This is a genomic window from Candidatus Poriferisodalis sp. (assembly GCF_965219595.1).
Classification (GTDB): domain Bacteria; phylum Actinomycetota; class Acidimicrobiia; order Acidimicrobiales; family Poriferisodalaceae; genus Poriferisodalis.
In genome coordinates this window covers 2,068,493-2,091,026 of sequence record NZ_OZ244781.1, presented here as the reverse complement: position 1 = coordinate 2,091,026, position 22,534 = coordinate 2,068,493, and the positions used below count along the sequence as shown (strand labels likewise).

The 22,534-nt window shown below is 68.2% G+C and carries 19 protein-coding genes; 6 read left to right on the top strand and 13 right to left on the bottom strand.

What is annotated here, in order from left to right; translation table 11 throughout:
* Window positions 1-59 precede the first annotated feature (59 nt).
* Window positions 60-2,885 carry a DEAD/DEAH box helicase family protein gene (locus ACOQPE_RS09315; protein WP_420608646.1) on the bottom strand — a complete coding sequence of 942 codons (2,826 nt, stop codon included), beginning with the start codon at window positions 2,883-2,885 and terminating at the stop codon, window positions 60-62.
* A 194-nt stretch (window positions 2,886-3,079) separates the two neighbouring features.
* Here ACOQPE_RS09315 and ACOQPE_RS09310 point away from each other — a divergent pair, with 194 nt between their 5' ends.
* Window positions 3,080-3,343 (top strand): helix-turn-helix transcriptional regulator, encoded by a 264-nt coding sequence (locus tag ACOQPE_RS09310; protein ID WP_420608645.1) that lies wholly within the window; start codon window positions 3,080-3,082, stop codon window positions 3,341-3,343.
* On the opposite strand, the gene ACOQPE_RS09305 is transcribed toward ACOQPE_RS09310, so the two are convergent.
* Window positions 3,317-3,706 carry a type II toxin-antitoxin system death-on-curing family toxin gene (locus ACOQPE_RS09305; protein ID WP_420608644.1) on the bottom strand — a complete coding sequence of 130 codons (390 nt, stop codon included), beginning with the start codon at window positions 3,704-3,706 and terminating at the stop codon, window positions 3,317-3,319. The genes ACOQPE_RS09310 and ACOQPE_RS09305 overlap by 27 nt on opposite strands.
* A complete protein-coding gene (locus ACOQPE_RS09300) occupies window positions 3,703-3,906 on the bottom strand; it encodes a hypothetical protein (RefSeq protein WP_420608643.1) in 204 nt (67 codons plus the stop codon). Before ACOQPE_RS09300 ends, ACOQPE_RS09305 begins: the two co-directional genes overlap by 4 nt.
* 176 nt (window positions 3,907-4,082) lie before the next feature.
* On the opposite strand from ACOQPE_RS09300, the gene ACOQPE_RS09295 reads away from it, so the two are divergent.
* A complete protein-coding gene (locus ACOQPE_RS09295; protein ID WP_420608642.1) occupies window positions 4,083-5,075 on the top strand; it encodes a hypothetical protein in 993 nt (330 codons plus the stop codon).
* Here ACOQPE_RS09295 and ACOQPE_RS09290 read toward each other — a convergent pair.
* Together ACOQPE_RS09290 and ACOQPE_RS09285 are read right to left on the bottom strand one after the other, a co-directional pair.
* Window positions 5,072-6,211, bottom strand: a complete 1,140-nt coding sequence (locus tag ACOQPE_RS09290; RefSeq protein WP_420611378.1) for a carboxylate-amine ligase — start codon at window positions 6,209-6,211, stop codon at window positions 5,072-5,074. The genes ACOQPE_RS09295 and ACOQPE_RS09290 overlap by 4 nt on opposite strands.
* Before the next feature lie 91 nt (window positions 6,212-6,302).
* Window positions 6,303-7,199, bottom strand: coding sequence for a class I SAM-dependent methyltransferase (locus tag ACOQPE_RS09285; protein WP_420608641.1), 897 nt, complete (start codon window positions 7,197-7,199; stop codon window positions 6,303-6,305).
* Window positions 7,200-7,329: 130 nt separating this feature from the next.
* On the opposite strand from ACOQPE_RS09285, the gene ACOQPE_RS09280 reads away from it, so the two are divergent.
* Entirely contained in the window at window positions 7,330-8,238 is a 909-nt protein-coding gene (locus tag ACOQPE_RS09280) for an IS982 family transposase (protein ID WP_420611352.1), read from the top strand.
* A gap of 95 nt (window positions 8,239-8,333) precedes the next feature.
* Here ACOQPE_RS09280 and ACOQPE_RS09275 read toward each other — a convergent pair whose 3' ends face one another.
* Complete coding sequence (locus tag ACOQPE_RS09275) at window positions 8,334-9,041, bottom strand: ribonuclease HII (protein ID WP_420608640.1); 708 nt, start codon at window positions 9,039-9,041, stop codon at window positions 8,334-8,336.
* Window positions 9,042-9,085: 44 nt separating this feature from the next.
* Entirely contained in the window at window positions 9,086-11,608 is a 2,523-nt protein-coding gene (locus tag ACOQPE_RS09270; protein ID WP_420608639.1) for a hypothetical protein, read from the bottom strand.
* A 119-nt stretch (window positions 11,609-11,727) separates the two neighbouring features.
* Between ACOQPE_RS09270 and ACOQPE_RS09265 the strand changes: the two genes are divergently transcribed.
* Window positions 11,728-12,384 carry a hypothetical protein gene (locus ACOQPE_RS09265; RefSeq protein WP_420608638.1) on the top strand — a complete coding sequence of 219 codons (657 nt, stop codon included), beginning with the start codon at window positions 11,728-11,730 and terminating at the stop codon, window positions 12,382-12,384.
* Window positions 12,381-13,124: a PIG-L deacetylase family protein gene (locus ACOQPE_RS09260; RefSeq protein ID WP_420608637.1), complete on the top strand. Its 744-nt coding sequence runs from the start codon at window positions 12,381-12,383 to the stop codon at window positions 13,122-13,124. Before ACOQPE_RS09265 ends, ACOQPE_RS09260 begins: the two co-directional genes overlap by 4 nt.
* A 6-nt stretch (window positions 13,125-13,130) precedes the next feature.
* On the opposite strand, the gene ACOQPE_RS09255 is transcribed toward ACOQPE_RS09260, so the two are convergent.
* Both ACOQPE_RS09255 and ACOQPE_RS09250 read right to left on the bottom strand, forming a co-directional pair.
* Window positions 13,131-14,687 carry a DNA-methyltransferase gene (locus ACOQPE_RS09255; protein WP_420608636.1) on the bottom strand — a complete coding sequence of 519 codons (1,557 nt, stop codon included), beginning with the start codon at window positions 14,685-14,687 and terminating at the stop codon, window positions 13,131-13,133.
* Between the two features lie 183 nt (window positions 14,688-14,870).
* Window positions 14,871-15,614 (bottom strand): alanyl-tRNA editing protein, encoded by a 744-nt coding sequence (locus ACOQPE_RS09250; RefSeq protein ID WP_420608635.1) that lies wholly within the window; start codon window positions 15,612-15,614, stop codon window positions 14,871-14,873.
* A 77-nt stretch (window positions 15,615-15,691) separates the two neighbouring features.
* On the opposite strand from ACOQPE_RS09250, the gene ACOQPE_RS09245 reads away from it, so the two are divergent.
* Complete coding sequence (locus tag ACOQPE_RS09245; protein ID WP_420608634.1) at window positions 15,692-16,498, top strand: endonuclease/exonuclease/phosphatase family protein; 807 nt, start codon at window positions 15,692-15,694, stop codon at window positions 16,496-16,498.
* 10 nt (window positions 16,499-16,508) lie between these two features.
* On the opposite strand, the gene ACOQPE_RS09240 is transcribed toward ACOQPE_RS09245, so the two are convergent.
* The 4 genes from ACOQPE_RS09240 to ACOQPE_RS09225 all read right to left on the bottom strand — a co-directional run bounded on the left by ACOQPE_RS09240 (window position 16,509) and on the right by ACOQPE_RS09225 (window position 22,500).
* Window positions 16,509-17,555 (bottom strand): helix-turn-helix transcriptional regulator, encoded by a 1,047-nt coding sequence (locus ACOQPE_RS09240; protein WP_420608633.1) that lies wholly within the window; start codon window positions 17,553-17,555, stop codon window positions 16,509-16,511.
* Window positions 17,552-18,598: a helix-turn-helix transcriptional regulator gene (locus ACOQPE_RS09235; RefSeq protein WP_420608632.1), complete on the bottom strand. Its 1,047-nt coding sequence runs from the start codon at window positions 18,596-18,598 to the stop codon at window positions 17,552-17,554. Before ACOQPE_RS09235 ends, ACOQPE_RS09240 begins: the two co-directional genes overlap by 4 nt.
* A gap of 78 nt (window positions 18,599-18,676) precedes the next feature.
* Window positions 18,677-21,040: a xanthine dehydrogenase family protein molybdopterin-binding subunit gene (locus ACOQPE_RS09230; RefSeq protein ID WP_420608631.1), complete on the bottom strand. Its 2,364-nt coding sequence runs from the start codon at window positions 21,038-21,040 to the stop codon at window positions 18,677-18,679.
* Window positions 21,037-22,500, bottom strand: coding sequence for an FAD binding domain-containing protein (locus ACOQPE_RS09225; protein WP_420608630.1), 1,464 nt, complete (start codon window positions 22,498-22,500; stop codon window positions 21,037-21,039). Before ACOQPE_RS09225 ends, ACOQPE_RS09230 begins: the two co-directional genes overlap by 4 nt.
* Between the last annotated feature and the right edge of the window lie 34 nt (window positions 22,501-22,534).

The following is a 22,534-nucleotide window of genomic DNA, read 5'->3' as shown; positions in this document are numbered from 1 at the left end:
GGACCGACTTCAAGTGATTTTCGGTGCATCACCCGGGACGCTTGATCGGTGCCGGGCGGTTATGCGGCGAGGGCCACGGTGAGTTCGTCAAGCAGTGCGTCGAGGTCGTCGCCGAAGAGCATGCGTGCCTTGCCGAGGCCGCCTTGGGTGCTGAAGGGTGGTGCCGCCAACTCGGCAGGCTCGATGCCGAGGTTGGTGGCGACGCGGTCTTTGATCAGCTCCAAGTAGGCCGCCTGCTCCTGCGAGAACGTGCGGCCGGCATTCGACTGCTGCATCAGCCACGCTTCGAAGCGCTCGTTGACCAGATCCGGGTATGACACCAACACATCGGCCTCGCCGAGCGTGTAGCGGACGAGACTCACCAAATCGGTGCTGACACGGTGACCCGAACCACGCACCTTCGACTTGTCGAGTGTCTCGTAGGCCTCCCACAGAGCGTCAGGCGTCCAGCGATGGGGCGGTCGCTTGATCGCGTTCGCCAGCTCCCTGATGTCGGTGTAGCTGAGCCCACCGCCGTAGGGCTGGCTGTACAGCACCTGCAGCGCGGTGATCTCGTCCCGGTTGTTGTCGATGAATTGCCGCCATGATTCGACTTGGGCACGGGCACGGTCGGCCGCTTTCCGGGAGAACTGACCGGAGATCACCCGATCCCTCGATGCTGTGTCGATCATCTGCTCGTAGCTGCGCCTGACGTCGATCAGCTTCTCCCGTAGAGCAGAGTTGCCTGCCAGTGGCTTCACGGCCTCGCGGATCATCGACTCGCCGGCGGCCTTGACCTGCTCGGGTGTCGGATCACCATCAGTTTCAGCAGCTGCTGCCTCGTACTGGCGGTCGACATCGAGCGCGTCCACCATGCCACGCACTAGATCGGTCAGCCCGATTCCTGCCACCTGCTCCACCTCAGCCCGATCCGCCGCTGTCATCCGGCGGTTCAGCCAGGTGAGCCGGGACGCCACCGACGACACGACATCGGGATCCGTCGAGCCCAGTCCGATGTCGCTGAGCAGCTTGTCGAAGCTCACCGTCCGCTTGCGCTCCATCGGCACGGTGTCGTGCAGCTCGGCCTCGGTCACGCCAACGGCGTCCACGATCACGAAACGGTCCTTGACTGCAGCATCAGGCGTGACCGCGCGCAGCTGGTCGCTGTCGATCACCCGCACGCCTCGCCCTTTCATCTGCTCGAAGAAGTTGCGGCTGCGCACCATGCGCATGAACACGACGCACTCGATCGGCTTCACATCGGTGCCCGTCGCGATCATGTCCACCGTGACCGCGATTCGCGTCTCGTAGCTGGTGCGGAACTGCTGCAGCAAATCCTCGGGCTTGTTGCCAGAGTCTCCGGAGCGGTAGGTGATCTTCACCGCCTCTTGGTTGCCGAAGTTGAACTCCTGGCGGACGCTCTTGAGGATGTCTTCCGCGTGGTAGTCGTCCTTCGCAAAGATCAGCATCTTGGGCACGTGCCGCAACGAGCCATCATCACGGCGCTCACGGTCGGGAAAGATCTCCGGCAGCGAGTTGCGTAACGTGCGCACGATCGTGCGGATCTGGTCGGGTGCCACCACGCGCTTGTCGAGCTGGTTGGCGTCGTAATCGATGTCCGTGTCGACCTTCTCCAGGCGGCGCTTTCGGGTTTCACGGTCGCGGAACTCGGTCACGAACCCAGCGGGAACGACACCGCCGGATTCCGTGATCTCGGTGCGGATGCGAAACACGTCGAAGTCCACGTTCACCCGGTCGGCCACCGCTTGGGCATGCCCGTACTCCATGACGAGGTTCTGATCGAAGAACCCGAACGTCTGCTTGCCCGGAGTTGCAGTGAGGCCCACGAGGAAGGCGTCGAAGTACTCGAGCACCTGCCGCCACACGCCGTAGATGGAGCGGTGGCACTCGTCGATGATGATCAGGTCGTAGGACTCGATGGGCACCGCAGGGTTGTAGGAGACCTCCACGGGCTCTGGCGGAGCCGTATCGAATCCGCTCTTCTCTTCGTCGAACGCTTCGTCGAGCTCGTCCTCGCCTCGCAGGATCGAATGCAGCCTCTGGATGGTGCAGATGTGGACCTTGGTGGCCGCCTCGTTCGCCATGTCAAGCCACGACGACGTCAGATGGCGGACGTTGTAGAGCTCAGTGAACTTACGGCCGTCGTCGGGGATGGCGAACCTCTGGAACTCTCGGAGTGCCTGGCGGCCAAGATTCGCCCGGTCGACGAGGAAGAGAATCCGCTGGGCACCCGCGTATCGCAGCAGGCGATAGCAGACGTTGGCGGCTGTGAACGTCTTGCCCGAACCGGTGGCCATCTGGATCAGTGCCCGAGGACGGTTGTCCTTGAATGACTGCTCAAGATTGCGGATGGCCTCTTCCTGCGCCGGCCACAAGTGCCCAGCATCCGCGTCAAGTCCAGGCAGATGCTTCACGCCAGCGCGCAGGCCGGGCTCGCGACCCTTCCCCTCGGCATGGTCTGCCAGCCAACGCGCCAACGTCTCGGGGCGGTGGAACGTGAATACGCGACGACTCGCGGGCACTGGGTCTAGGCCACTCGTGAAGCGGGTCTCAGTACCAGTCGACTCGTAGCCGAATGGCAGCGCCCCCTGGATCTCGACAGCAGGCCGGTCCTCGGGGTACGCGGCCTGATACTTGCGAGTCTGTGGCTCAACGCCGGTCAGCGTCATGCCGGCCTTCTTCGCCTCGATGACGCCCACAGCCTGACGGTCCACGTACAGCACATAGTCGGCACGCCCAGCCGTGGTCTGTGCCTCGCGGACAGCTACTCCCAGAGCCGCAGCCACAGCTGCTGTCTTGTAGTCCTGCACCACCCAGCCGCAGGCCTCCAACTGTTCGTCGATGTCGCGACGGGCCAATTGCTCGGGCGAGAGGTATTCACTCACAGCGACCCCAGACTCACGACCGCCAACCCGCACACCAGCGGCCATCGTACGATCTTGAACCGGGCGACGGAAGTGGCGCAGGTCCGCTCATGAGCGCCGACGCCGCATCCAGGACTGCGAAGACTCGCTGCTCTGGTCCGTTCTGATGAGTCTCGGTTACTTGAACCATCAAGTCGAAACGGAGGTACGCCAACTTGTCTTCGAAGCTTGTGGCAGCAGAGGTGTTTCCTCCTGGCGAGCACCTCGCAGATGAACTCGCTGCGCGTGGCTGGACTATTCCGCATTTCGCGGAGCTGATAGGTCAGCCGGTGCACGTTGTCGCGGACGTCCTCGATGCGCAGATCGAGGTCACCCCCGACTTGGCCGCAGCCATCTCTTCTGCGCTCGGCACCTCGGCGCAGTTGTGGCTCAACCTCGAACAGGCCTACCGCTCACACTCGGGTGCCCATGGCGCGTAGGGCGGCGGCGATGCGGTCGATGGTGATGTCGGTTGCGGCGACGGCCATGACGAGGTCGTAGACGGCGTCGTTGCTGGCCGTGGTCACGCTGGCGTTGTTGAGTTCCAGGAAGACGGCTGCGGCTAGCCAGCCGAGTCGCTTGTTGCCGTCGACGAGCGGGTGATTGTTGACCACTGAGTGCAACAGCGCGCCAGCTTTGGTCCACACGTCGGGATAGGCGTCCTCACCGAATGCGGAGGCCTGGGGCCGTGCTGCCGCGGCACCCAAGAGGCCGATGTCCCGTATCGGCGGCGGATCGCCGAGCAACCGGCGGGCCAGTTCGACGAGGTCTTCGGTGTGGAGGTACTCGAACGTCTCGTTCACTCGCCCAGCCGGCGCAGCGCTTCGGCGTGACGATCCATGACGAGGTCGGCCGCGACTGCCACGCGGTCGCGATGCTCTGCCTTGGTCACGTACTCGCGCACGGCACGCCGAGCGGCCTCCTGCATGGAGGTGCCGTCGAGCGTGGCGCGCCGCCGCAACGCCTCCTGCTCGTCGTCGGTCAGCCTGAGCGTCATCGCCATGAATGGAATGGTATCAAATCGATATCACTAGCCCGCGACTGGCTGTCGAATTCTGGACACGCTCAAGTCGGGAAGTGGGCGAGTCGGTTGCCTGCTTGTGCTGGGTGTCGCCTGATTCGGCCGATACTGCGGTATACCGGAGCGCCTGTGAGCTTGCCTGCCGCCGTGGCGGATTCATGACGAACCGACTTGTTGCCGCGATGGCCTTTGCTGCCTTGGTGATCTCAGTGCTGTCGTTGTTCGTCGCTTTGAGCGCGACAGAGGTGGAACCGGCACGATCGACGGCGGATGTCGCTGCTGGGACCACCACGGCCGGCGCCGACGGCGAACCCGCGGTGCCGTCGCTGCCGGCCACGACCGCAGGCACATCCGCCGACGCTGCGGTACCTTCGCCGACGGTCGTCACCGCTACTTCTGTTGCATCGGCGGAACCTGCCGCCGCGACGACACCTGACGACGCACTGCCGGGCACTCCTGCGACGTTCGGGCCCGCGGCCGGCACCCAACTCGGCGTCATCGGCGTCGCTCACGACGACTGGCTCAACGTGCGCGATGTTCCCAGCGGCGAAATCGTCGCAACGCTGACGCTCCAGCTGTCGCCGCAGTCGCCGAGTGAGAGCGCGCTATTGGTTCGCGATGCCGACGCCGAAGGGGCGTTTGCGAGGATCGGCGTTGCGGGAGTGACCGCGACCGGCCGCTCCCGTGACCTCGCCACGAGCACGTGGCACGAGATCCAAGCGGGCCCGATCATCGGCTGGGCCAGCTCGAACTATCTGGCGCCGCTGGTGCCGGAGACTGCCCTCGACATCACCGCGCAGGTCACTGCCAACATCGACGGCGCCACGACCGCTGACACATTCACTGCACTGGCTGAACGGATTGTCGCGACGGTTGCCTCAGACGAGCCCGCGTCACGCGTCAGAACCGTTGCGCCCCCCGGCGCGTTCGAAGCCGTGGTCGACATCGCCGTTGATGTCGTGGGCCAACCCGACGATTCGATACGTGGCTACCGGCTGCTGATCTCGGCCGATGCAGCCGGCGATTGGACGGCTGCTGTGGCCGACGGCGACATCGCCACCGATGCCGGGCCGTACACGCTTCGCAGCGTCTTGGCCACGCCGCTGTGCTACAGCCACCGGGGCGTCAGCGCAGACGGCGCCTGCAACTAATCGTCGGCGGGCGGCGCCAACGAGTCGCCGATGAGGTGCTGCACCACTTCGGCGAGGGCCTCGTCGTGATCAGCACCGGCGTCCAGCGCAGCTTGATAGACGGCGAGCTGGCGGTTCGCTGAGGTGCCGTGCTCGCAGATGGTGCGGAGGTGGCAGATCTCATCCACGCAGTCGAGCGCCTCGGCATCGGGCATCACCAGCTCGATGAGCTCATCGACTAGGTGCTCGTAGGGCACCAGCGTTCCCTTGCCCAGGTCGATCAACGAGCCGCTGATGCCGTACCGCTCCGCCCGCCACAGGTTCTCGCCGATGAGGAAGTTCGCATAGCCGCGCCATCGCTGGTTCTCGGTTCGCAACCGCCACAGCATCCGCAGCAGGCAGACATACGCAGCCGCGATGGCGATCGTGTCTTCCATGCGGGTCGGCAGGTCGGTGACCCGCATTTCGAGCGTCGGGTAGCGCTCCGAGGGCCGGATGTCCCACCACACCTTGGATGAGTCCTCGATGATCCCGGCGTTCACCAGCACATCGACATGGCGACGGAACTCCGCCCACGAGTCGAACTTCGGCGGCAGGCCCGTGCGCGGCAGCGTCTTGTACACCGCCGAGCGGTAGCTGGCCAGCCCGGTGTCGCGACCCTGCCAGAACGGCGACGAGGTCGACACGGCCAACAGGTGCGGCAGGAAGTACGTCACCTGATTCATCAAGTCGATCCGCAGCTCAGGGTCTTCAATGCCCACGTGCACGTGCAGACCCGAGATGACCAGCTGGCGCTGGATTTCTTGGAGGTCTTCGGCCAGATCGCGGTAGCGCTCCTTGTCGGTGATCTGGAGCTCCTCCGGTCTGGCGAACGGATGGGTGGATGCGGCAATAGGCGCAAGCCCATGTTCTGCAGCGGCCTCAGTGACCGCGAGCCGCAGCAGGCCGACATCGGCGCGCAGGTGCTTCATGTCACGGCAGATGCCCGTGCCGATCTCGATCTGCGCGCTGAACAGCTCCGGGCTCACGAGCCCGTGGCGCAGCTCGGCCACCCGTTCGATCAAGCCGGGCGGCTGTGCCCGCACCAAGGCGCCGCTGTCGCGGTCGACGAGGAGATACTCCTCCTCAATCCCGATCGTCCAGCTCGGTTCGTCGATCATCTTCCGCGAGTGTGCCAAACCCGTGCCTACTGCCGTCGAGCCGGTTGGGCCTCGCAACCCCTGAGAGGGCGGGCGACCACCTGCTGGATCAGTTGCGCGCCGTGGCGATCCACGCAGCGGCAGGGAACACCACGCCCTCCGGCGTCTCGAAAGGCGCGAGCGCTGCAATGACGGCGTCCTTCGCCTGAGCGTGCACTTCCGGCGGGTGCCCGGCCAGCGCCCTCCGGGCAATGCCGAGATCCATGGCGAATTGCGCAGTGTCGGCAAGCGTGCTGCCCACGCCGTACAGCACCTCGGTCTCGAACGACTCCAAGCCAGCATCGGACCACCCCGCTGTTGCGAGCATGCCGCGCACGAAGTCGGGATCGGCGAAGGCGAACGGATCCACCGCCGGTCCCCCGCTGTCGGGCATCTCCACGATCTCCAGCACTGCCTTGTTAACGGTGACCAGCCACGGATTCTGGCGCGGCGTCTGCCAGCAGACGAATGCGAGCTGCCCGCCGGGCCGCGTAGCAGCCCGCAGATTCGCGAACGCTGCGGTTGAATCGGCGAAGAACATCACGCCGAAGCGCGAGAAGACGAGGTCGAAGCCGTCGAAGACCCCGTTGCGGCCCGAAGCAGCGGCGCCGAGCGCGGCGATGTCCGCCGTCTGGGCGTCCGCTATTTCGAATGCGATCGGCGCCGTCTCAGGGCGCCCGGCCGCGTGTTCAGCGCCACGCCGGCGGGCCACGTCGATCAGCGTCTCGCTGATGTCGACGCCCAGCACCGAACCGCCGACACGCTCGCTCCACTGCAACGTCGTCTGGCCGCAGCCGCAGCCCACGTCCAGCACGTTGGCTTCGGCCGGCAGGCCCTCCACGGTCTCCATCGCCGCTAGGCCGATGTGGCCGAGCTGGGCGTCCAGCCGCTCCTGCTCCTGCACCCACACGTCTGCGTTCCGCCAGAACTCGCGCTGTTGAGCGTTGGGGTCGTCGTTCACACTCATCAAGGGCCTCTCCGTGAAGCTGCCTTCTTCTAGATGATTGGTTCCAAGGGGTGGGGGGTCCGCTGTTGGTGGGGTGAGGGTGTCCAAGCTCGGGGTGTGTACCTGCACCTCGATCCTGGAGGACCTGGGCATGAACCCGGACTTGGACACCCTCGCGACGGCACTGTATGTGAGGATTGACGATCTGTTGGCCGACAATCCCGGCTGGGCGCCGCGGCGGCCCCGTGTGGGGTTCGCACCGAAGCTGTCGGACGCGGAGCTGGTCACTTTGGCGGTGATCTCGGCGTTATTGGGGTACGACTCCGAGCGCGGGTTCGTGCGCTTCGCTCATCAGCACCTGCGGCCGTGGTTCCCGTACCTGCCCAACAGAGAGGGCTTCAACAAGCGGCTGCGCCGCGCCGGCGAGATGATCGGCCACGTCACAGCAGCGCTGGCCCGCGACTGCCCGGACTGGCACGACGACGTGTGGCTGGCCGACTCCACGCCGGTGCCGTGCGGCACGAGCCGACCCACCGCGGTGCGCTCCGAGCTCGCCGGATGGGCCCAATACGGCTGGTGCGCGTCGCATTCGCGCTGGTTCTGGGGGCTGCGACTGCACCTGATCACCACCCCGGCGGGGCTGCCGATCAGCTTCGCCCTGGCAGGCGCCAAGGCCGACGAACGCGACACCTGCGCCGCCATGATCGACCACGCAGACCTGGCCCGCCCCGGCCAGACGCTCATCGCCGACAAGGGCTACCGCAGCAAAGACTTCGAGAACCGGCTCAACGACGCCGGGATCACCCTCATCCGGCCCGCCGCCCGCAACGAGCCCGCCCGCCCCCACCAGCGGTTCCTGCGCCCGTTCCGCCAGATCATCGAATCGGTCTGCGACACCCTCAAAGGCCAGCTCAGCCTCGAACGCCACAACGGCCGCACCCGCGCCGGCGTCGCCGTGCGCGTCCTGGCACGCATCCTCGCTCTCACCGCCGCCATCTGGCACAACAGAACCCACCACCCCCACCTGCCAGCACGCACCCTCACCCACTACGACCACTGACCCCTTGGAACCAATCATCTAGCAGCCCCGGTGCGCGGCTTCATTCCGACGCAGCACGTGACCCAGGACCGACGCCCTCTCGTCGGAGCGGCGCTTCAGAACAACGTCGTGTCGGGTCCGGCGAAGGCCTTCGAGTAGGTCTCCAGCGCTGTTTCGGCATCGCTGTGTGTGGCGCTCGGCACCGGCTCGGCATTGGGCAGTCCCTCGGTGAACGACCAGCTCAGCCGGTGGATGGCGCACGGTCCATGGGAGGCCAGAGCGGCACGGTGGACCGGCGCGGGATAGCCCTTGTTCGACTCGAACCCGTAGGGCGGGAAGTCGCCGGCCAGCACCGTCATGATCCGGTCCCGCACAACCTTGGCCATGATCGAGGCCGCCGCGATCGACAGGCAGCGCCGGTCGCCCTCCACAAGCGCCCGGCTCGGACGCCAGTCCACGAAGTTGTACTTGCCGTCGAGCAGCACCCGATCCGGCTCGGCCGGCAGCAGTTCCAAGGCCCGGCGCGTGGCCAGCCGCAGGGCATCGGTCATGCCCAACTCGTCGCATTCGGCGGCGGTGGCATGCCCCACCGACCAGGCACGGGCCCAGTCGTCAATGCGTTCGAAGAGCTGCTCGCGCACCTCGGGGCGGAGCTCCTTGGAGTCGCGGATGCCGTTCACACGACCGTGCGGCGAGACCACCACCGCGCCGACCGTCAAGGGGCCGGCCCAAGCGCCGCGGCCCACCTCGTCCACGCCGACCACCGTCGTCTCGCCCGCATCCCAGCAGCGCCGCTCGAACGTGAGGCTCGGCCGCGCCGTCATGGATGTGAACCTAGTTGCCGACCCCGTGCCGATCGGGAGACCGGTTACAGCGCGGGCGGGGGTGCGAGGAGCGCCTCGCCCTGCCAGCCCGTGGCCGTGAACGCCGGGTCCAGCCCTGGCGCTGTGACTGCTGGCGGGTCGCCGCCCGGGTCGTGTGGCACCACGTCCCACAGCAGCGCCGGCCGCTCGCCGTGCCAGCGCACCGCCCACGACACGGGCCCGATGCGCGTCGGCACGTGGTGCACTTCGACCGGCTGGCCCAGCCAGGCTGCCGGCCAGTGCGCCGCAAGCCGCAGGCGGGCCGGTTCGCGGCCTGCTCCCCCGCTGCCGGCCGAACCGTCGTCGGGAACGTCGACCAGCAGTCGCAGCAGCGTCCGCACGAACAGGCCGCCCACCATCAGGTCGTGCCCCGTCCCGTTGGTGCCCGTGCGCAACGTCGGGTGCATGTAGGTCGGCCAGTTCAGCGTCGGCGATGCCACCGAGACCAGTGCCTCGAGCCGGTCGAAGGCGCGTCCGGGCGCCAATCGAGCCTCGGCGAGGGCCAGCAGCGCAGTGGCCACCATGTCGTGTCCGCACGACGCGGCAGTGTCGTCCACGAAGTCCGCAGGCGTGCCGTCGGCCGGCTCGGCCCCCACGAACGGCAACGGCGGCGCCCACGGCACGGCGGCATGGATCCACAGCCCGGTGTCATGCGACAGCCACTCCCAGCGCTGGCCCGACTGCTCATCCTCCTCATTCGATGCCGACTCGCCGGGCACACGCTGGACGAACCTCGCCGTGCTGCGAGTCCGGGCATTCGTGTCCGAAGACGCCTCCCACGGCAGACGTCCCAACCCATCGCGGTAGAAGGACGGCGACTCGCTGGTGTCGGCAGCGCCGTCGGCAGTATGCGGGCGAGCGCGGCGGCGTTCCCGGGAGCTGGCTCGCGGGCGCGCTGTGCCGGCGATGTCAACACGCAGTGCTTCAGGCAGCGTCAATGCCGCGCTCTGCAGGGCAGTCGCTGCACGCTCAGCACCGAGCCGCAGCAACAGTCGGCTGCTGGCTCGCAGTCCCTCCCGGATCGTCCATGGCTCCTCCTGCCAGCGCACTTCGCGCGTCAGCAGCCAACGTGCCGCTGCTGTCACGAACTCTGAGATGCCCTCGGCAAACTCCGGGTCCGGATGCAGCGACAGCAGGTGCTCGGCGAGCACGAGCGAGGTGCCCGTCACCGAGATGCCCATGCTGGCGGTCACGCCGGAGAAGTGCTGCGCCTGGGCCTGGCGCAACAGGAGATCGCGGACCTGCTCGGGCACGCCCGACTCGATGAGCGCCAGCAGCTGCACGAGGTCGTCGCCGGGGAACTGCGCATCGGTGTGCGCCGCCGGGGCCAGCATCGGGCCGACAACGCCAGGACCGTCATCAAATGGTGCCGTCGAGAGCATCTGCAGAGCCCGCGCCGCCAGTGCAGCGTCAGCCAGCCGGCCGGCGGGCAGCTCGAGCCGGCAACCTGCATCGACACGCCGGCGCCAACCGTTGGCCACCCGTTCCACGCCGGGCACCGCATCGAGCACGGCGGCGCCGAGCGCAGGGCTGCCGGCAGCGTCCCATTCGAATGCCGAGCCGCGGCCCACAATGGCGGCGCGCAACGTCGCTCCAGCAACCAGCGGGAACACCGCCGCTGCGTTGGCGAGGTGCTGTGGGCAGGTCACCACCGCCGGATCCCGTCCATGCTGCGGCATCGATGGCGGGTCAGTTGAAGGAATGGCACCCCCGATGCTCACCGGTACAGAACTGTCCTGCCCCGCCGTGGCCTGGTTGCCAGCTTCCACAAGCACGGCAGCGCAATCGGCCCCGTGACCGCCGACTACGACATCGCCGGGTGCGCGATCGAAGATCACCGCTGCGCGGCCCACGGTATGACCGAGGCCGTCGTCGAGCGTCATCACCCGACCGTCCACGGAGATGTCGTCAATGCACCAGGCGTTCGACCACTCCCAGATCTCGCCGTTCGAGCTCTCGAACGCGCCCAAATGGAACGGCCGGGGAGCAAGCGCAACGGCCACAGGCGCCAACGTGCGATTGACGATCTCCACCACGAACACCTCGGGAACGGCGCTCGCGGGGCCATCTGCGGCCTGCTTGTCCCGTCGGCGCTTCACGTGGCCCTCAGCATCTTCGAGCTGAACCGAGGCACCCCGAGCCGCCGTTGCCCGGTGCACCACGTCGCCGCCGCCGACGCGTACCACGGTCTCGACCACCGGCATCGCGTCCACCAAGCGCTGGCGCACCGACACCGCCCGCGACGGGAAGACCCATTCGTCACCGGCACGCACCCACCAGTCGAGCGACCAGTTCCCCAGCACCACCAGTCCCCGCGGATCAACTTCAGCCCGGTCGAGCGTTTCGGGAAGCCCGATCGTCGTCCACGAGCGGCCCAGCGTGTTGGCAAGCACCGTGTCCGAAACGTGAATGCCGCCGAGCCAATAGCGGATCTCGCTGGGCTCCGGCGCATACGCGGCCGATTTCGGGTCGAGCTGGCGCTCAGCCCACCACGGTCGCACCCACCCGTCAGGCGGCTCAGTCAGCACCGTCTTGTCCTAGCAAATCGGAGCCCGCCGACCGAGCCGCATCCGTCTTCGGTCGATGCGCCCACGAACCCTCCCAACGAGTGCGCTCGGGCTTCTGAGCGCCCATACACTCGCCGCGGGTGACTGATCGCGGCAACCCCGAAGCGGTGGTGCTGATCCCCGTGAAGGACTTCGAGCTGGCCAAGGGACGGCTCGCCCCGCAGCTTCCTGCCGGTGAGCGGGCCGAGTTGGCTCGTTCCATGGCCGCGCGGGTCGTGCAGGCCGCCGGTCGCATGCCGGCTCTCGTGGTGTGCGACAACGACGAGGTGGCCGAGTGGGCTCATTCGGTGGGGGCCCATCCGCTGCGCATCGAGGTTCGGGGACTGAATGGCGCCCTCACTGCTGCCCTCGAGCGCTTGTCGGCCGCCACGCCAGAGGAATCACCGCCGTGGCGAAACTCGACGGGCAGCGACGCCGCTTCCGATGGCCGCTGGCCGCAGCACGTCGTGATCGCCCACGGTGATCTGCCCCGCGCCGAGACGCTCGAAGGACTGGCCGAGCCGGGCACCGTGACGATCGTGCCCGACCGGCATCTCGACGGCACCAATGTGATGGCGCTGCCGCTGGGCACCGGGTTCGAGTTTCACTACGGGCCTGGTTCATTCAAGGCCCACTGTGACGAAACGCAGCGCTGCGGGCTCGATCTGCAGGTGCGGCGGGTCGCAGCGCTCGAATTCGACATCGACACGCCCGACGATCTCGCGGCGCATCTCGCCGACGCCGACAGCCAGCGATGACCGCTGACGCCGGATTCTCGATTGACCTGCCAGTGCCGGCATCGGCACTCGTCATCGCGGCTCACCCCGACGATGCCGAGTTCGACTGCGGGGCGACGCTGGCCAAGTGGGCAGCCGCCGGCGCAGCGGTCCACCACTTCGTCTGCACCGACGGCTCGAAGGGCACGTGGGACGCCGACTGCGACCAAGCAGCGCTGGTGCGAACCCGCCAGGACGAGCAGCGTGCCGCCGCTGCCACGCTCGGCGGCACCGGCGAGGTGCGCTTCGGCGGCCACGTCGACGGCGAGCTCGACAGCGACCTCGCGACCCGAGCGCAGGTCGCCCAGGTCATCCGCGAGCTGCGCCCTGCCGTCGTGCTGGGTCACGACCCGTGGAAGCGCTACCGGCTCCATCCCGATCATCGCCACGCGGGGCTGCTGGCCGTCGAGGGCGTCGTGGCCGCCCGCGACCCGTTCTTCTTCCCCGAGCAGGGCCTGCCGCCGCATCGCCCCGACGAGCTGCTGCTGTTCGAGGCCGACGAACCGGACCACGCGGAAAACGTGGAGGGCTGGACTGCCACCAAGACGGAGGCGCTGCTGTGCCACCACACCCAGTTCGTGACCACCCACGACATCACCGACCCTGACGATCCCGCCCAGGTGCAGCGCTTCGCCGACTGGGTGGATGCGGTCGCTGCGGCCAGCGGCCAGCAGGCCGGGCTCGCCTACGCGGAGCTGTTCAAGCGCATCGACGGCGTCTGAGCTTCGCTAGGGCGCGGTGTCAATCTCGCCGTCGTCCCAGAAGCCGGCGAGCGGGGCTGTAGCACCGTCGGCATAGCTCGCGAGCCTGTCAATAGCCGCCTCGTCGAACAGCTCGATGACGTCGAAGACTGCAGTTGGTCCGAGCGTGCGCAGCGCACGGTCGCCCTCGGCACCCACTCGGGGCAGATGCGGGGTCAGCAGCAGCACGCGTGCGCCGGGCTGTGCCGAGGCCAGCACCGACGCTCGCCCCAGCGCCTTCCACAGCGTCTCGGCGCGCAGCAGTCCGGGCCGCACGGTGGTGAACGCCCCGGCTACATCGATCCACCACTCACGGCTCGTCCGGTCGGCCACCAGGAAGCTGAACTTCACACCAGAGCCGCGCACCGTGGCGGGGCTGCGCACGATCTCGAAGCCCGAGCGTTCCAGCAGCTCACTGGCGATGTCGTGGGACTTGCGACCGGCTTCCACCGCTTGGCCGACAAAGGCATCGGCCGTCATCGCATCAGCAATTGCCTTCGGCGCGGCGCTGCTCAACTCGAACAGCGGCGGCTGCGCGGTGGGGCGTGGACCTTCCGGCGGAGCTGAGTCCGCAGCAGCCACGCGTGCGCGTGCCAAGTCCACGTAATCGGGGTTCAGGTCGTAGCCAACCGGCCGCCGGCCGCACAGAACGCTCGCGACCAGCGTGGTGCCGGAACCCATGAACGGGTCGAGCACCAGGTCGTCCTCGTAGGTGTACAGGTCGATCAGACGCCGGGGCAGCTCCAAGGGGAACGGCGCGGGGTGCCGCACCCGCTGCGCACTCTCGGGCCCCATGTCCCACACGTCGAGCGTGGCTTCCATGAACTCATCGGTGGACAGGCTGCTGCGGTGCGGCAGCCCCTCGTCCTCGCGCCGTGCGGCCGAGCGCGCCCGGTCGAAGCGGCCCTTGCTGGCGATCACGATGCGCTCGGTGGTGTCACGCAGCGTCGGATTGGACGGGCTGCGGAACGACCCCCATGCGCACGACCCGCTCGATCCCTTGCTCTTCTGCCACACGATCTCGCCGCGCAGCAGCAGGCCGAGTTCCTCGAAGATGCGGGCCACGTCGCCCGACAGGCTGCGATACGGCTTGCGGCCCAGGTTCGCCACGTTGACGGCGATGCGACCGCCCGGTTCGAGCACCCGCACGCACTCCGCGAAGACATCCCGCAGCATGTCGAGATAGTCGAAATAGCTGGTGGGAATGCGGCTGTCGGTGCCGGCGGCGACGGCATCTTCGTACGACTTGCCCACGAAGTACGGCGGTGAGGTGACCACCAGCGCCACGCACGCATCGTGCAGCTCGGCCATCTGCCGAGCGTCACCGCAGAAGCAGCCGTCGCCGAGGCGCTCAGCCAGCTTGGGATCGATGTCAGGCCCCCGAGCCACCGCGTCGTCATCGGACAGAACCGGCGGCGTAAAGCGCTCGTAGAACGCCGACGCATCGTGGCCCTCGCGCCGGGAGGCGCCGAATCGAGACGTAGCCGTCCGACGAGCAGACGGCACGACGGTGCGCGTTCCGCCCAATGGCTCCCGGGGAGTCATTTGTTCCAAGGTACCGAACAGACGCGCGCCCGCCAAGAGGCCCTATGACGGCAGGTAGGGGTGGGTGGCACCGAACGGGGACCCCGCAGCCCGCAGCTTGCGAGGACTGCGGGGCGCGCGGGCGCTTGCGCCCGCGCCGGCGAGGCAGGGGTGACAGGACCCGCCCCGGGCTCCAAGGTTCGCTTAAGCGTCGTGGAGCACCATGCGGACGCGCTTGTTGCCCTTGCCCTTCGATTCGGTCTTGGTGATCTCGAAGCGGCCCACGGCGCCGGTGGACGCCACATGGGTGCCCCCGTCGGCTTGGCGGTCGAGCCCCACGATGTCCACCACCCGGATGTCGGTCACCCACTCGGGGATCAGGTTGACCTTGGTGCGGATCAGCTCGGGGTCGGCCAGCGCCACCGCGCGTTCCAGGAAGCTCACCTCGATGGGCCGATCCGCGGCGATCTCGGCATTGACCAACTCGGTAACCCGTGCAGCGAAGCCCTCCGGCAACGGGCTGAACTCGAAGTCCATGCGGGCGGCCAGCGGTTCCATGTTCCCGCCGGTCACCAGCACGCCCCACTCGTTCCAGATGACCCCGCACAGGATGTGCAGCGCGGTGTGGGTACGCATGAGCTGCAGCCGGCGCTCCCAGTCGACGGTGCCGGAGACTGCCGTTCCCTCCGGCGAAGGCTGGCCGTCCACCCAGTGCCAGATGAGGTCGCCCTCCTTGCGCACGTTGTGCACCTGCCAGGTGTTCCCACCCTGGTCGGCGAGCGTGCCGGTGTCATGCGGCTGCCCGCCGCCAGTGGCGTAGAAGACGGTGTGATCGAGCGCGACGGCATCGTCACGCACAGCGACCACCGTCGCCTCGACGGTCTGCTGGTACGCGTCGCGCAGGTAGATCTGATCGGTCGAGTGTTCGGCGTTCTCTTCGTCGCTCATCGCCGCAGACGATACGTCGCCGAGCTCCCGCATCGGTCAGTCAGCTCGGCGAGGACAGCGGCCGTTACGGTGACGCTGTGCGCATCGTGACCTGGAACTTGTGGTGGCGCTTCGGCGACAACTGGGAGGCCCGCCACGAGGCCATCGTCGCCACGCTTGCCGCACTCGACGCCGACATCGTGTGCTGCCAGGAGATCTGGGCCGAGCGTGACGGCCAGAACCAGGCCGACCTGCTCGGCGAGGCGCTGGGCATGAATGTCGCGCACCACCCGCGCTTCGGCCGGCGGGGACTGTCGTTCAGCAATGCGATCCTGAGCCGCACAGCCATCATCGAATCCAGCTCTCACTCGCTGGCTGTCGGCGACCCCTCGTCGCCCGAAGGCCTGCAGTCGGGCCACCGGACCGCAGTCGTGGCCCGGATCGCACGCGGGGACGGCGAGATGACCGTCATCTGCACCCACCTCGAGCACCGCTTCCATCTCAGCGAGATCCGCCAGGCACAGGTGGCCACGCTGTGCGAACTGGCAGCACCTCATCACGATCCCGAGGGCTTCCCGATCGTCATGGCCGGCGACTTCAACGCCGTCCCGAGCTCCGAGGAGATCAGGCTGCTGACCGGCGAACGCCCACCGCCGGTGCCCGGGTTGGTCTGGAGCGACGCTTGGGCACAGGCCGGCGACGGCCCCGGCTTCACGTGGAGCGGCCAGAACCCTTACCTGCACCAAGCCATGTGGCCGAACCGGCGCATCGACTACGTGTTCGTGTCGACGCCGCGCCCGGTCCCCCAGGGCAACATCACGGGTGTCCGACTGCTCGGCACCGAAGCCGTCGACGGAGTGGTGCCATCCGACCACTACGGACTGGTCGTGGACTTGGTCGACTGAGCCGCGGGCGTCAGGTTCCGTAGAGCTCCAGGATCGACGCAGCGGCGGCGCTGCCTGCTTCGGCCAGCTCGGGCGGCAGCTCCGCCGCGTTCACGACCTGCGTTTCTGCGCCGAGGCGCAGCAGCATCTGGCTGAGCACGAACGGGCTGCGGATCGCGTACGTCACGATGCACCGATCGCCGTTGTCGCGTACCTCCCGTGACGGGTACGCCTCCACTTGCCACAAGTCGCTGCGGGGAATCGACAGCACCACATCGGTCGTCTCGTCCGACTCGGCTGGCGCAACGGCGCCGAGCTCGGCTGAGCTGCCTGGCGCCTCGCGAAGCTCGGCCGGGCCGCCTGACGCCTCGCGAAGCTCGGCCGGGCCGCCTGACGCCTCGCGAAACTCGGCCGAACGGCCATGCACTTCGCCGGTGTCGCTGCACTCCTCGATGCGGTCGACACGGAACGAGCGCAGGTCTTGGCGCAGGTGGCACCAGCCCCGCAGGTACCAATGCCCGTCGGCCAGCGAGACATCCAGCGGGTCCACTCGACGCTCGGTGACGGCGTCGGTATTGGGGGTGTAGTAGTGGATGCTGACGGTGGTCCGAACGCGCACGGCTTCCCGCAGCGTCGGCAAGCTGCGTGGCAGCGGCAGCTCCACCGACACCCGTACTCGCTCGCCGTACGCTGCGCGCAGCTTGTCGAGCGCTGTCGCCAACGCACCCGACCGGTCGGCGCCGCGCAGGGCCAGCGCCGATTGCCCCGCTACCAGGATCCCGAACGCCTGCGGCACCGACAGGTTGAGCGGCCGATCCAGCATCGCTCCGGGCTCGACATGCACCCACGCCTCGCCGGCGTCGCCCTCGTCGCCGAACACGACGATGCCCAGATTCTCGTACGCACCTGCCCCGGCCACCTCGTAGCACATGGCCGCGAGCAGCAGGTCGTACACGGCGGCCGGACGCATTTCGAATCGCTCGGCGATGTCGCCCACCGTGGCGCCACCCCGTTCGACCACCCACGGAACGATGGCCAGCAGGCGCTCGATTTTGGTCGACGTGCTGGGTCCCCTCACCGGTAGCCGTCCCCTGCCTCGTCCGCCAGTGCTCGCAGCCACGACGTGATCTCTTCAACCAGCTCAGGCGGCGATTCCACGACGGCGTGGCGGCCCATGTCCAGCACCCACACGCGAAACGCGGCACGGTTGCGAACCCGCGCCGTCACCGTCACAGAGCCGTCGTCGTGGCGTTCAACCACACGGCCTCGTTCGGCCGTGGGCTGCTGCGCCATAGTGGCGTCGATCCGCACCCGGGCCTCGAAGTCGTCGCCGAAGTCGATCTCCATCGGTTCGCGCGGCAGCAACGCTGCAACGTCGACATCTGCGCGAGGAAATGCCCCTCGCTCCCCCACGTCCGCGTCGCTCTCCATGCGATCCACCCGGAACGTCTTGACCACATCGTCTTCGCGTGCAGCCAGGTACCAGTAGCCCGCCCGGCACAGCAGTCCGAGCGGCTGGGCGTCGCGCCGCCGCCCCCCGTACGCGAACCGGACCTGCGCTCGCTCGGCAGAGGCAGCAGCCAGCTTCGGCAACAGCGACCCAGCGGTCTGCTGCGCGGCAGCCGTCTCCAGCGCCACATCTGCTGACAGCGGCTCAGCATCGTGGCCGGCCGCAGCGGCCCCCGCCGTGCCGCCGGTAGCTGCCGTTCCGTCCTCGCCGCTCGCAGCGGTCTCGATGCTCGTGAGCTTGGCGACGGCTTCGAGATCCCAGGTTTCGCCGATGTCCACCCGAGACGCCGCGAAGCGCAGCGCGAGCTGCTCGTCGGGAGTCAGCTGCAGGTCGGGCAGGAAGTAATCCTCGCGGCGGATCGTGTACGACGTGGCGCCGTCGTGCTCGATCGACTCGGTGATGCGCACGCCGAGGTTGCGGATCAGCGCCTTGTCGCGCTCGAACGAGGCGCGGGCGCTGTCGAGCTGACGCTTTTCGGTGGTGCCGTCGGGCGCGTACAGCCCGGTGTCGCGCCAGATCTCCTCACGCGTCTTCGGCACATCGCGAGCGAGCAGGTACATCACCAACTCCATCACGCGCTCGGTTGCATCCGGGCGTGATCTCGCTGCCACGCCTCGGAGTGTAGGACTGCGGTTTCGGATGGCCCGTTGGGTTATCGACCCGACCGCGGTGCTGCTCGAAGCTGAGCCTCAGTCGTTGACGTCGGCAGCCCGGAGCGCCGCCCAAACACGCTCCGGCGTCAGCGGAAAGTCGTCCATCCAGACACCGGTTGCGTCAGCCAGCGCTGCGGCCACTGCCGGTGCATAAGGGATCACGCCCATCTCGGCCATGCCGCGGGCACCAAACGGACCCAGCGGGTCGGCCAGCTCCAGCACCACGCTCTCCGTGGTGACGGGAATGTCGCCGATGCCCGGGATCAGGTAGGTGCTGAACCTTGGGTTCAGCAAGCGACCGTCCCGACTGCGCAAGTGCTCGCTGAGCACGTGGCCGTGGGCTTGGGCCACCGCGCCCTCGATCTGGCCGACCACGAAGCGCGGGTTGATCGCCCGGCCCACGTCGTTGGCGCTGATCACCCGGTCGATGCGAATGTGGCCGGTGTCGATGTCGACGGTCAGCTCGACATGCTGGGCGACATAGCCGTACGTGAAGTTCGGGGTGCCCTCGCCGGTCTCGGGGTCGAGCTCGGTGGTCGGCGGGGGCGTAAAGCGGAAGTGCCCGATGGCCGGCCGGGCGCCCTCGCGCCATGCCTTCTCGGCTTCCTCAGCAGCACCCAGGATCGAGTTGCCTGCCATCCACGTCAGGCGCGACGCCGACGCCGACCCCGAATCGCCCGATGTGCCGGTGTCGCTGAAGCGGCCCACGACCCGGGACGGGTCGACCCCGGTCGCCTCGGCCGCCATCTGCAGGAACGCGGTGTGCGCGCCCTGGCCGACATCGGCGCCCGCGTGAGCCAGCTCGACCGATGCCGGGGCCTCGTCGTCGGGCTCGCCGTGCAGCACGATCGTGGCCTCGCAGCGCTCGGGAAAGCCGAACGAGAACCCGACGTTCTTGAATGCGCAGGCGAAGCCGCGTCCGCGGCGCAGCGAAGACGGCCGAGCCGGCAGCGACACGAACGGGCTGAACAGCGCCGGCTCGCCGGACTCTGGACTGCCATCGTCGCTGTCTAGGTCGCCCGAGCCGGCGCGGGCCGGTAGCGCTGCGGCGTGGGCGCAGGCCTCGATCACCTCGGGCATCGTCACGCCCGCCGGCATTGGCGTGTGGGCGATGCTCGGCGATCCCTCGCGCAGGGTGTTGATGCGGCGGAAGTCGATGGGATCCATACCCAGCGCCTCGGCCAGCCTGTTCACCTGGCATTCCACGGCAAAGGCCGCCTGCGGGGCACCGAAGCCCCGGAACGCTCCCCCGGGCGTAGCGTTGGTGTACACGACATGGGTGTCGATGGCGGCGTTGGGCAGCTCGTAGGGCCCGCCGAGACCGAGATGCAGGTTCCCCATCACCTTGTTGGAGGTGTAGTTGTAGGCGCCCGCATCCAGCCAGGCTTCGGCCTGCGCTGCGGTGATCTTGCCGTCGCGGTCGGCGCCCCAGCGGGCCCAGATGCGTCCACGGTGCCGCTTGTGGTGGCCAACGATGGATTCCTCACGCGACCACTGCATGGCCACCGGCCGGTCGATGCCCCGTTCGGCCAGCCGGGCGGCGGCCAGCGCCAGGATGATCTGCATCGACGTGTCCTCGCGCCCGCCGAAGGCGCCGCCGATGGCCGGGTAGCGCACCCGGATGTGCTCTTCGGGCAGGTCGAGCGCGTGGGCGATCTGCTCACGGTCCTCGTGCACCCACTGGCCAGCGATCTCGACATTGACGATGCCCTCGGCGTCCACCCATGACGTGCCCGCTTCGGGCTGCAAGTAGGCGTGTTCCTGGTAGGGCACCTCGTAGGTGGCCTCGACCGTTACCGCGGCGGCAGCGAAGCCCGCGTCGAGGTCGCCCTTGCGGGTCCGCATCGATTCGTACAGGTTGGAGCCGATGCCCTCGTAGGGGTGCACGAGCGGCGCCTCGGGCGCCAGCGCCGCGTCCAGATCGGCCACGACCGGCAGCGGCTCCCACTCGACCTCGATGGCGGTCGCGGCGGCACGCGCTTGGTCGAGGCTCTCGGCGACGATCAGCGCCAGGTGGTCGGCCTCCCAGCGAGAGACATCGCAGGGCACTGGACTTCGGCCCGTGTGGTCGAGCCCGATGAAGACCGGCTGGTCGAACTTGGTGAGCCCGTACTCGTTGCAGGGCACGTCGGCAGAGCCGAGCACCGCAACGACGCCGGGTGACTGTTCGGCGGGAGCGAGGTCGAGGTGTCGCAGCCGGGCATGGGGTTGGTCGGTGAACACTGCGAAGGCCCACAGCGCATCGGCGGGAATGCGGTCGGCCGGGTAGCCGGCCAGCCCGGCGACCTTGGCAGGACCGTCGGCGCGCGGCGGTGACTGGCCAGTACCGCCCGCCGTGGCCGGCGGCATCTCCAGCTCGATGACCGCACCGGTCTCGCCGGGAGCGGCGCCCTCCCTCACGACAGGTCCCCGGCAGCCGTGTGCACTGCTTCGATGATCGAGCAGTAGCCGGTGCAGCGGCACAGGTTGCCCGACAGGCCGACGGTGATCTGTTCGGGCGTGGGCTCCGCAATCTCGTCGAGCAACGCCACGGCGCTCATCACGAAGCCCGGCGTGCAGAATCCGCACTGCGCGCCGCCGGTGTCCACCATCGCCTGCTGGAACGGATGCAGGTCGCCGCCAGGCGATGCCACGCCTTCGACGGTGGTGATGCTCGCCCCGTCTGCTCGGCCCGCAGGCACCAGGCACGAGAACACGGCGGCGCCGTCGAGATGCACCGTGCATGCGCCGCACTCGCCTTCGGCGCAGCCCTCCTTGGTGCCGGTGAGCCCGAGGTCGTCGCGCAGCCAGTCCATCAGCGTCTTGCCGGCGGCCCCTGCTGCGCTGCGCTGCACACCGTTCACCTTCGCCGTGACGGTGTCGCTGGGCTCGGCCAACACTGTCGACGCCGGTCCGGCATCAGCAGCGCTCGCCGTCAACGCCAGCCGTGGCGCTTGGTGTGGCCAGCGATCGGCCTCGGTGCCGGTGGCCAGCGCCGTGATTGCTCGGTCCACCACGACGCCGACGGTGTGCGAGCGGTACTCGGCGCTGCCGCGGATGTCGTCGATGGGCGTTGCCGCCTGGCATGCAGCGGCCGTGATGTCGGCGCTGGCTTCGGCCAGCTCCCGGCTGGCGGCCAGCTCTGCCGCTTCGGGCACCGTGATGATGGTGGGCGCGACGCTGCCGAGGGCAACCACGAGGTCAGCCACCCGACCGTCGTCGAGTTCGACGACCACGGCGGCATGCACCACCGAGATCGCCTGCGCCCGCCGCAGGCCCAGCTTCACGAACACACCGCGACGGTCATTGGGGCGATCCGCACCGTCGAGGGCATCGAAGCCGATTGCGGTGACGATCTCGTCTGGCTCCAGCACCGTCTGCCGGAAACCGGCAAAGAACTCGCTGATGGGAACCGTGCGCTCGCCACGCACCGAGGTCATCGTGACGGCGGCATCCAGCGCGACGAGCGCCGAGATGGTGTCGTTGGCCGGGCTGGCGGTCACGATGTTGCCGACCACGGTGGCCCGGTTGCGCAGCGGCGGCGAGCCCACTTCCAAGCACGCCTGGGCGAGCGGCAGGCCGGCCGTGCGCATCGGCGCGGAGGCGATCACATCAGCATGGGTGACGAGCGGCCCGAGCGTGACCCGCCCGTCTTCGTACGAGATCCGGTCGAGACCGGGCAAGCCGGAGATGTCCACCAGCAGCTCCACGCCCGAGCGGGCGCCACGGGAGAGCTCGAGCATGAGGTCGGTGCCGCCGGCGATCAGCCGCGCCGCAGCGCCGTGCGACGAGAGCAACTCTGCCGCCTCGTCACGCGAGCCAGGGGCCACATACCGGCTTGGCAGCGGGACTGACCGCTGCACGTCATGAAGCTCGAACATCCGGCATACAAGGGTGTCAGATGCGCAGCCTGCC

Bases quoted from the DNA above. Each gene is read 5' to 3' on its own strand.
- ACOQPE_RS09260 (WP_420608637.1), top strand. From the start codon at position 12,381: ATGACCGCTGACGCCGGATTCTCGATTGACCTGCCAGTGCCGGCATCG.
- ACOQPE_RS09255 (WP_420608636.1), bottom strand. From the start codon at position 14,687: ATGACTCCCCGGGAGCCATTGGGCGGAACGCGCACCGTCGTGCCGTCT.
- ACOQPE_RS09300 (WP_420608643.1), bottom strand. From the start codon at position 3,906: ATGGCGATGACGCTCAGGCTGACCGACGACGAGCAGGAGGCGTTGCGG.
- ACOQPE_RS09295 (WP_420608642.1), top strand. From the start codon at position 4,083: ATGACGAACCGACTTGTTGCCGCGATGGCCTTTGCTGCCTTGGTGATC.
- ACOQPE_RS09225 (WP_420608630.1), bottom strand. From the start codon at position 22,500: ATGTTCGAGCTTCATGACGTGCAGCGGTCAGTCCCGCTGCCAAGCCGG.
- ACOQPE_RS09285 (WP_420608641.1), bottom strand. From the start codon at position 7,199: ATGAGTGTGAACGACGACCCCAACGCTCAACAGCGCGAGTTCTGGCGG.
- ACOQPE_RS09250 (WP_420608635.1), bottom strand. From the start codon at position 15,614: ATGAGCGACGAAGAGAACGCCGAACACTCGACCGATCAGATCTACCTG.
- ACOQPE_RS09275 (WP_420608640.1), bottom strand. From the start codon at position 9,041: ATGACGGCGCGGCCGAGCCTCACGTTCGAGCGGCGCTGCTGGGATGCG.
- ACOQPE_RS09280 (WP_420611352.1), top strand. From the start codon at position 7,330: ATGAACCCGGACTTGGACACCCTCGCGACGGCACTGTATGTGAGGATT.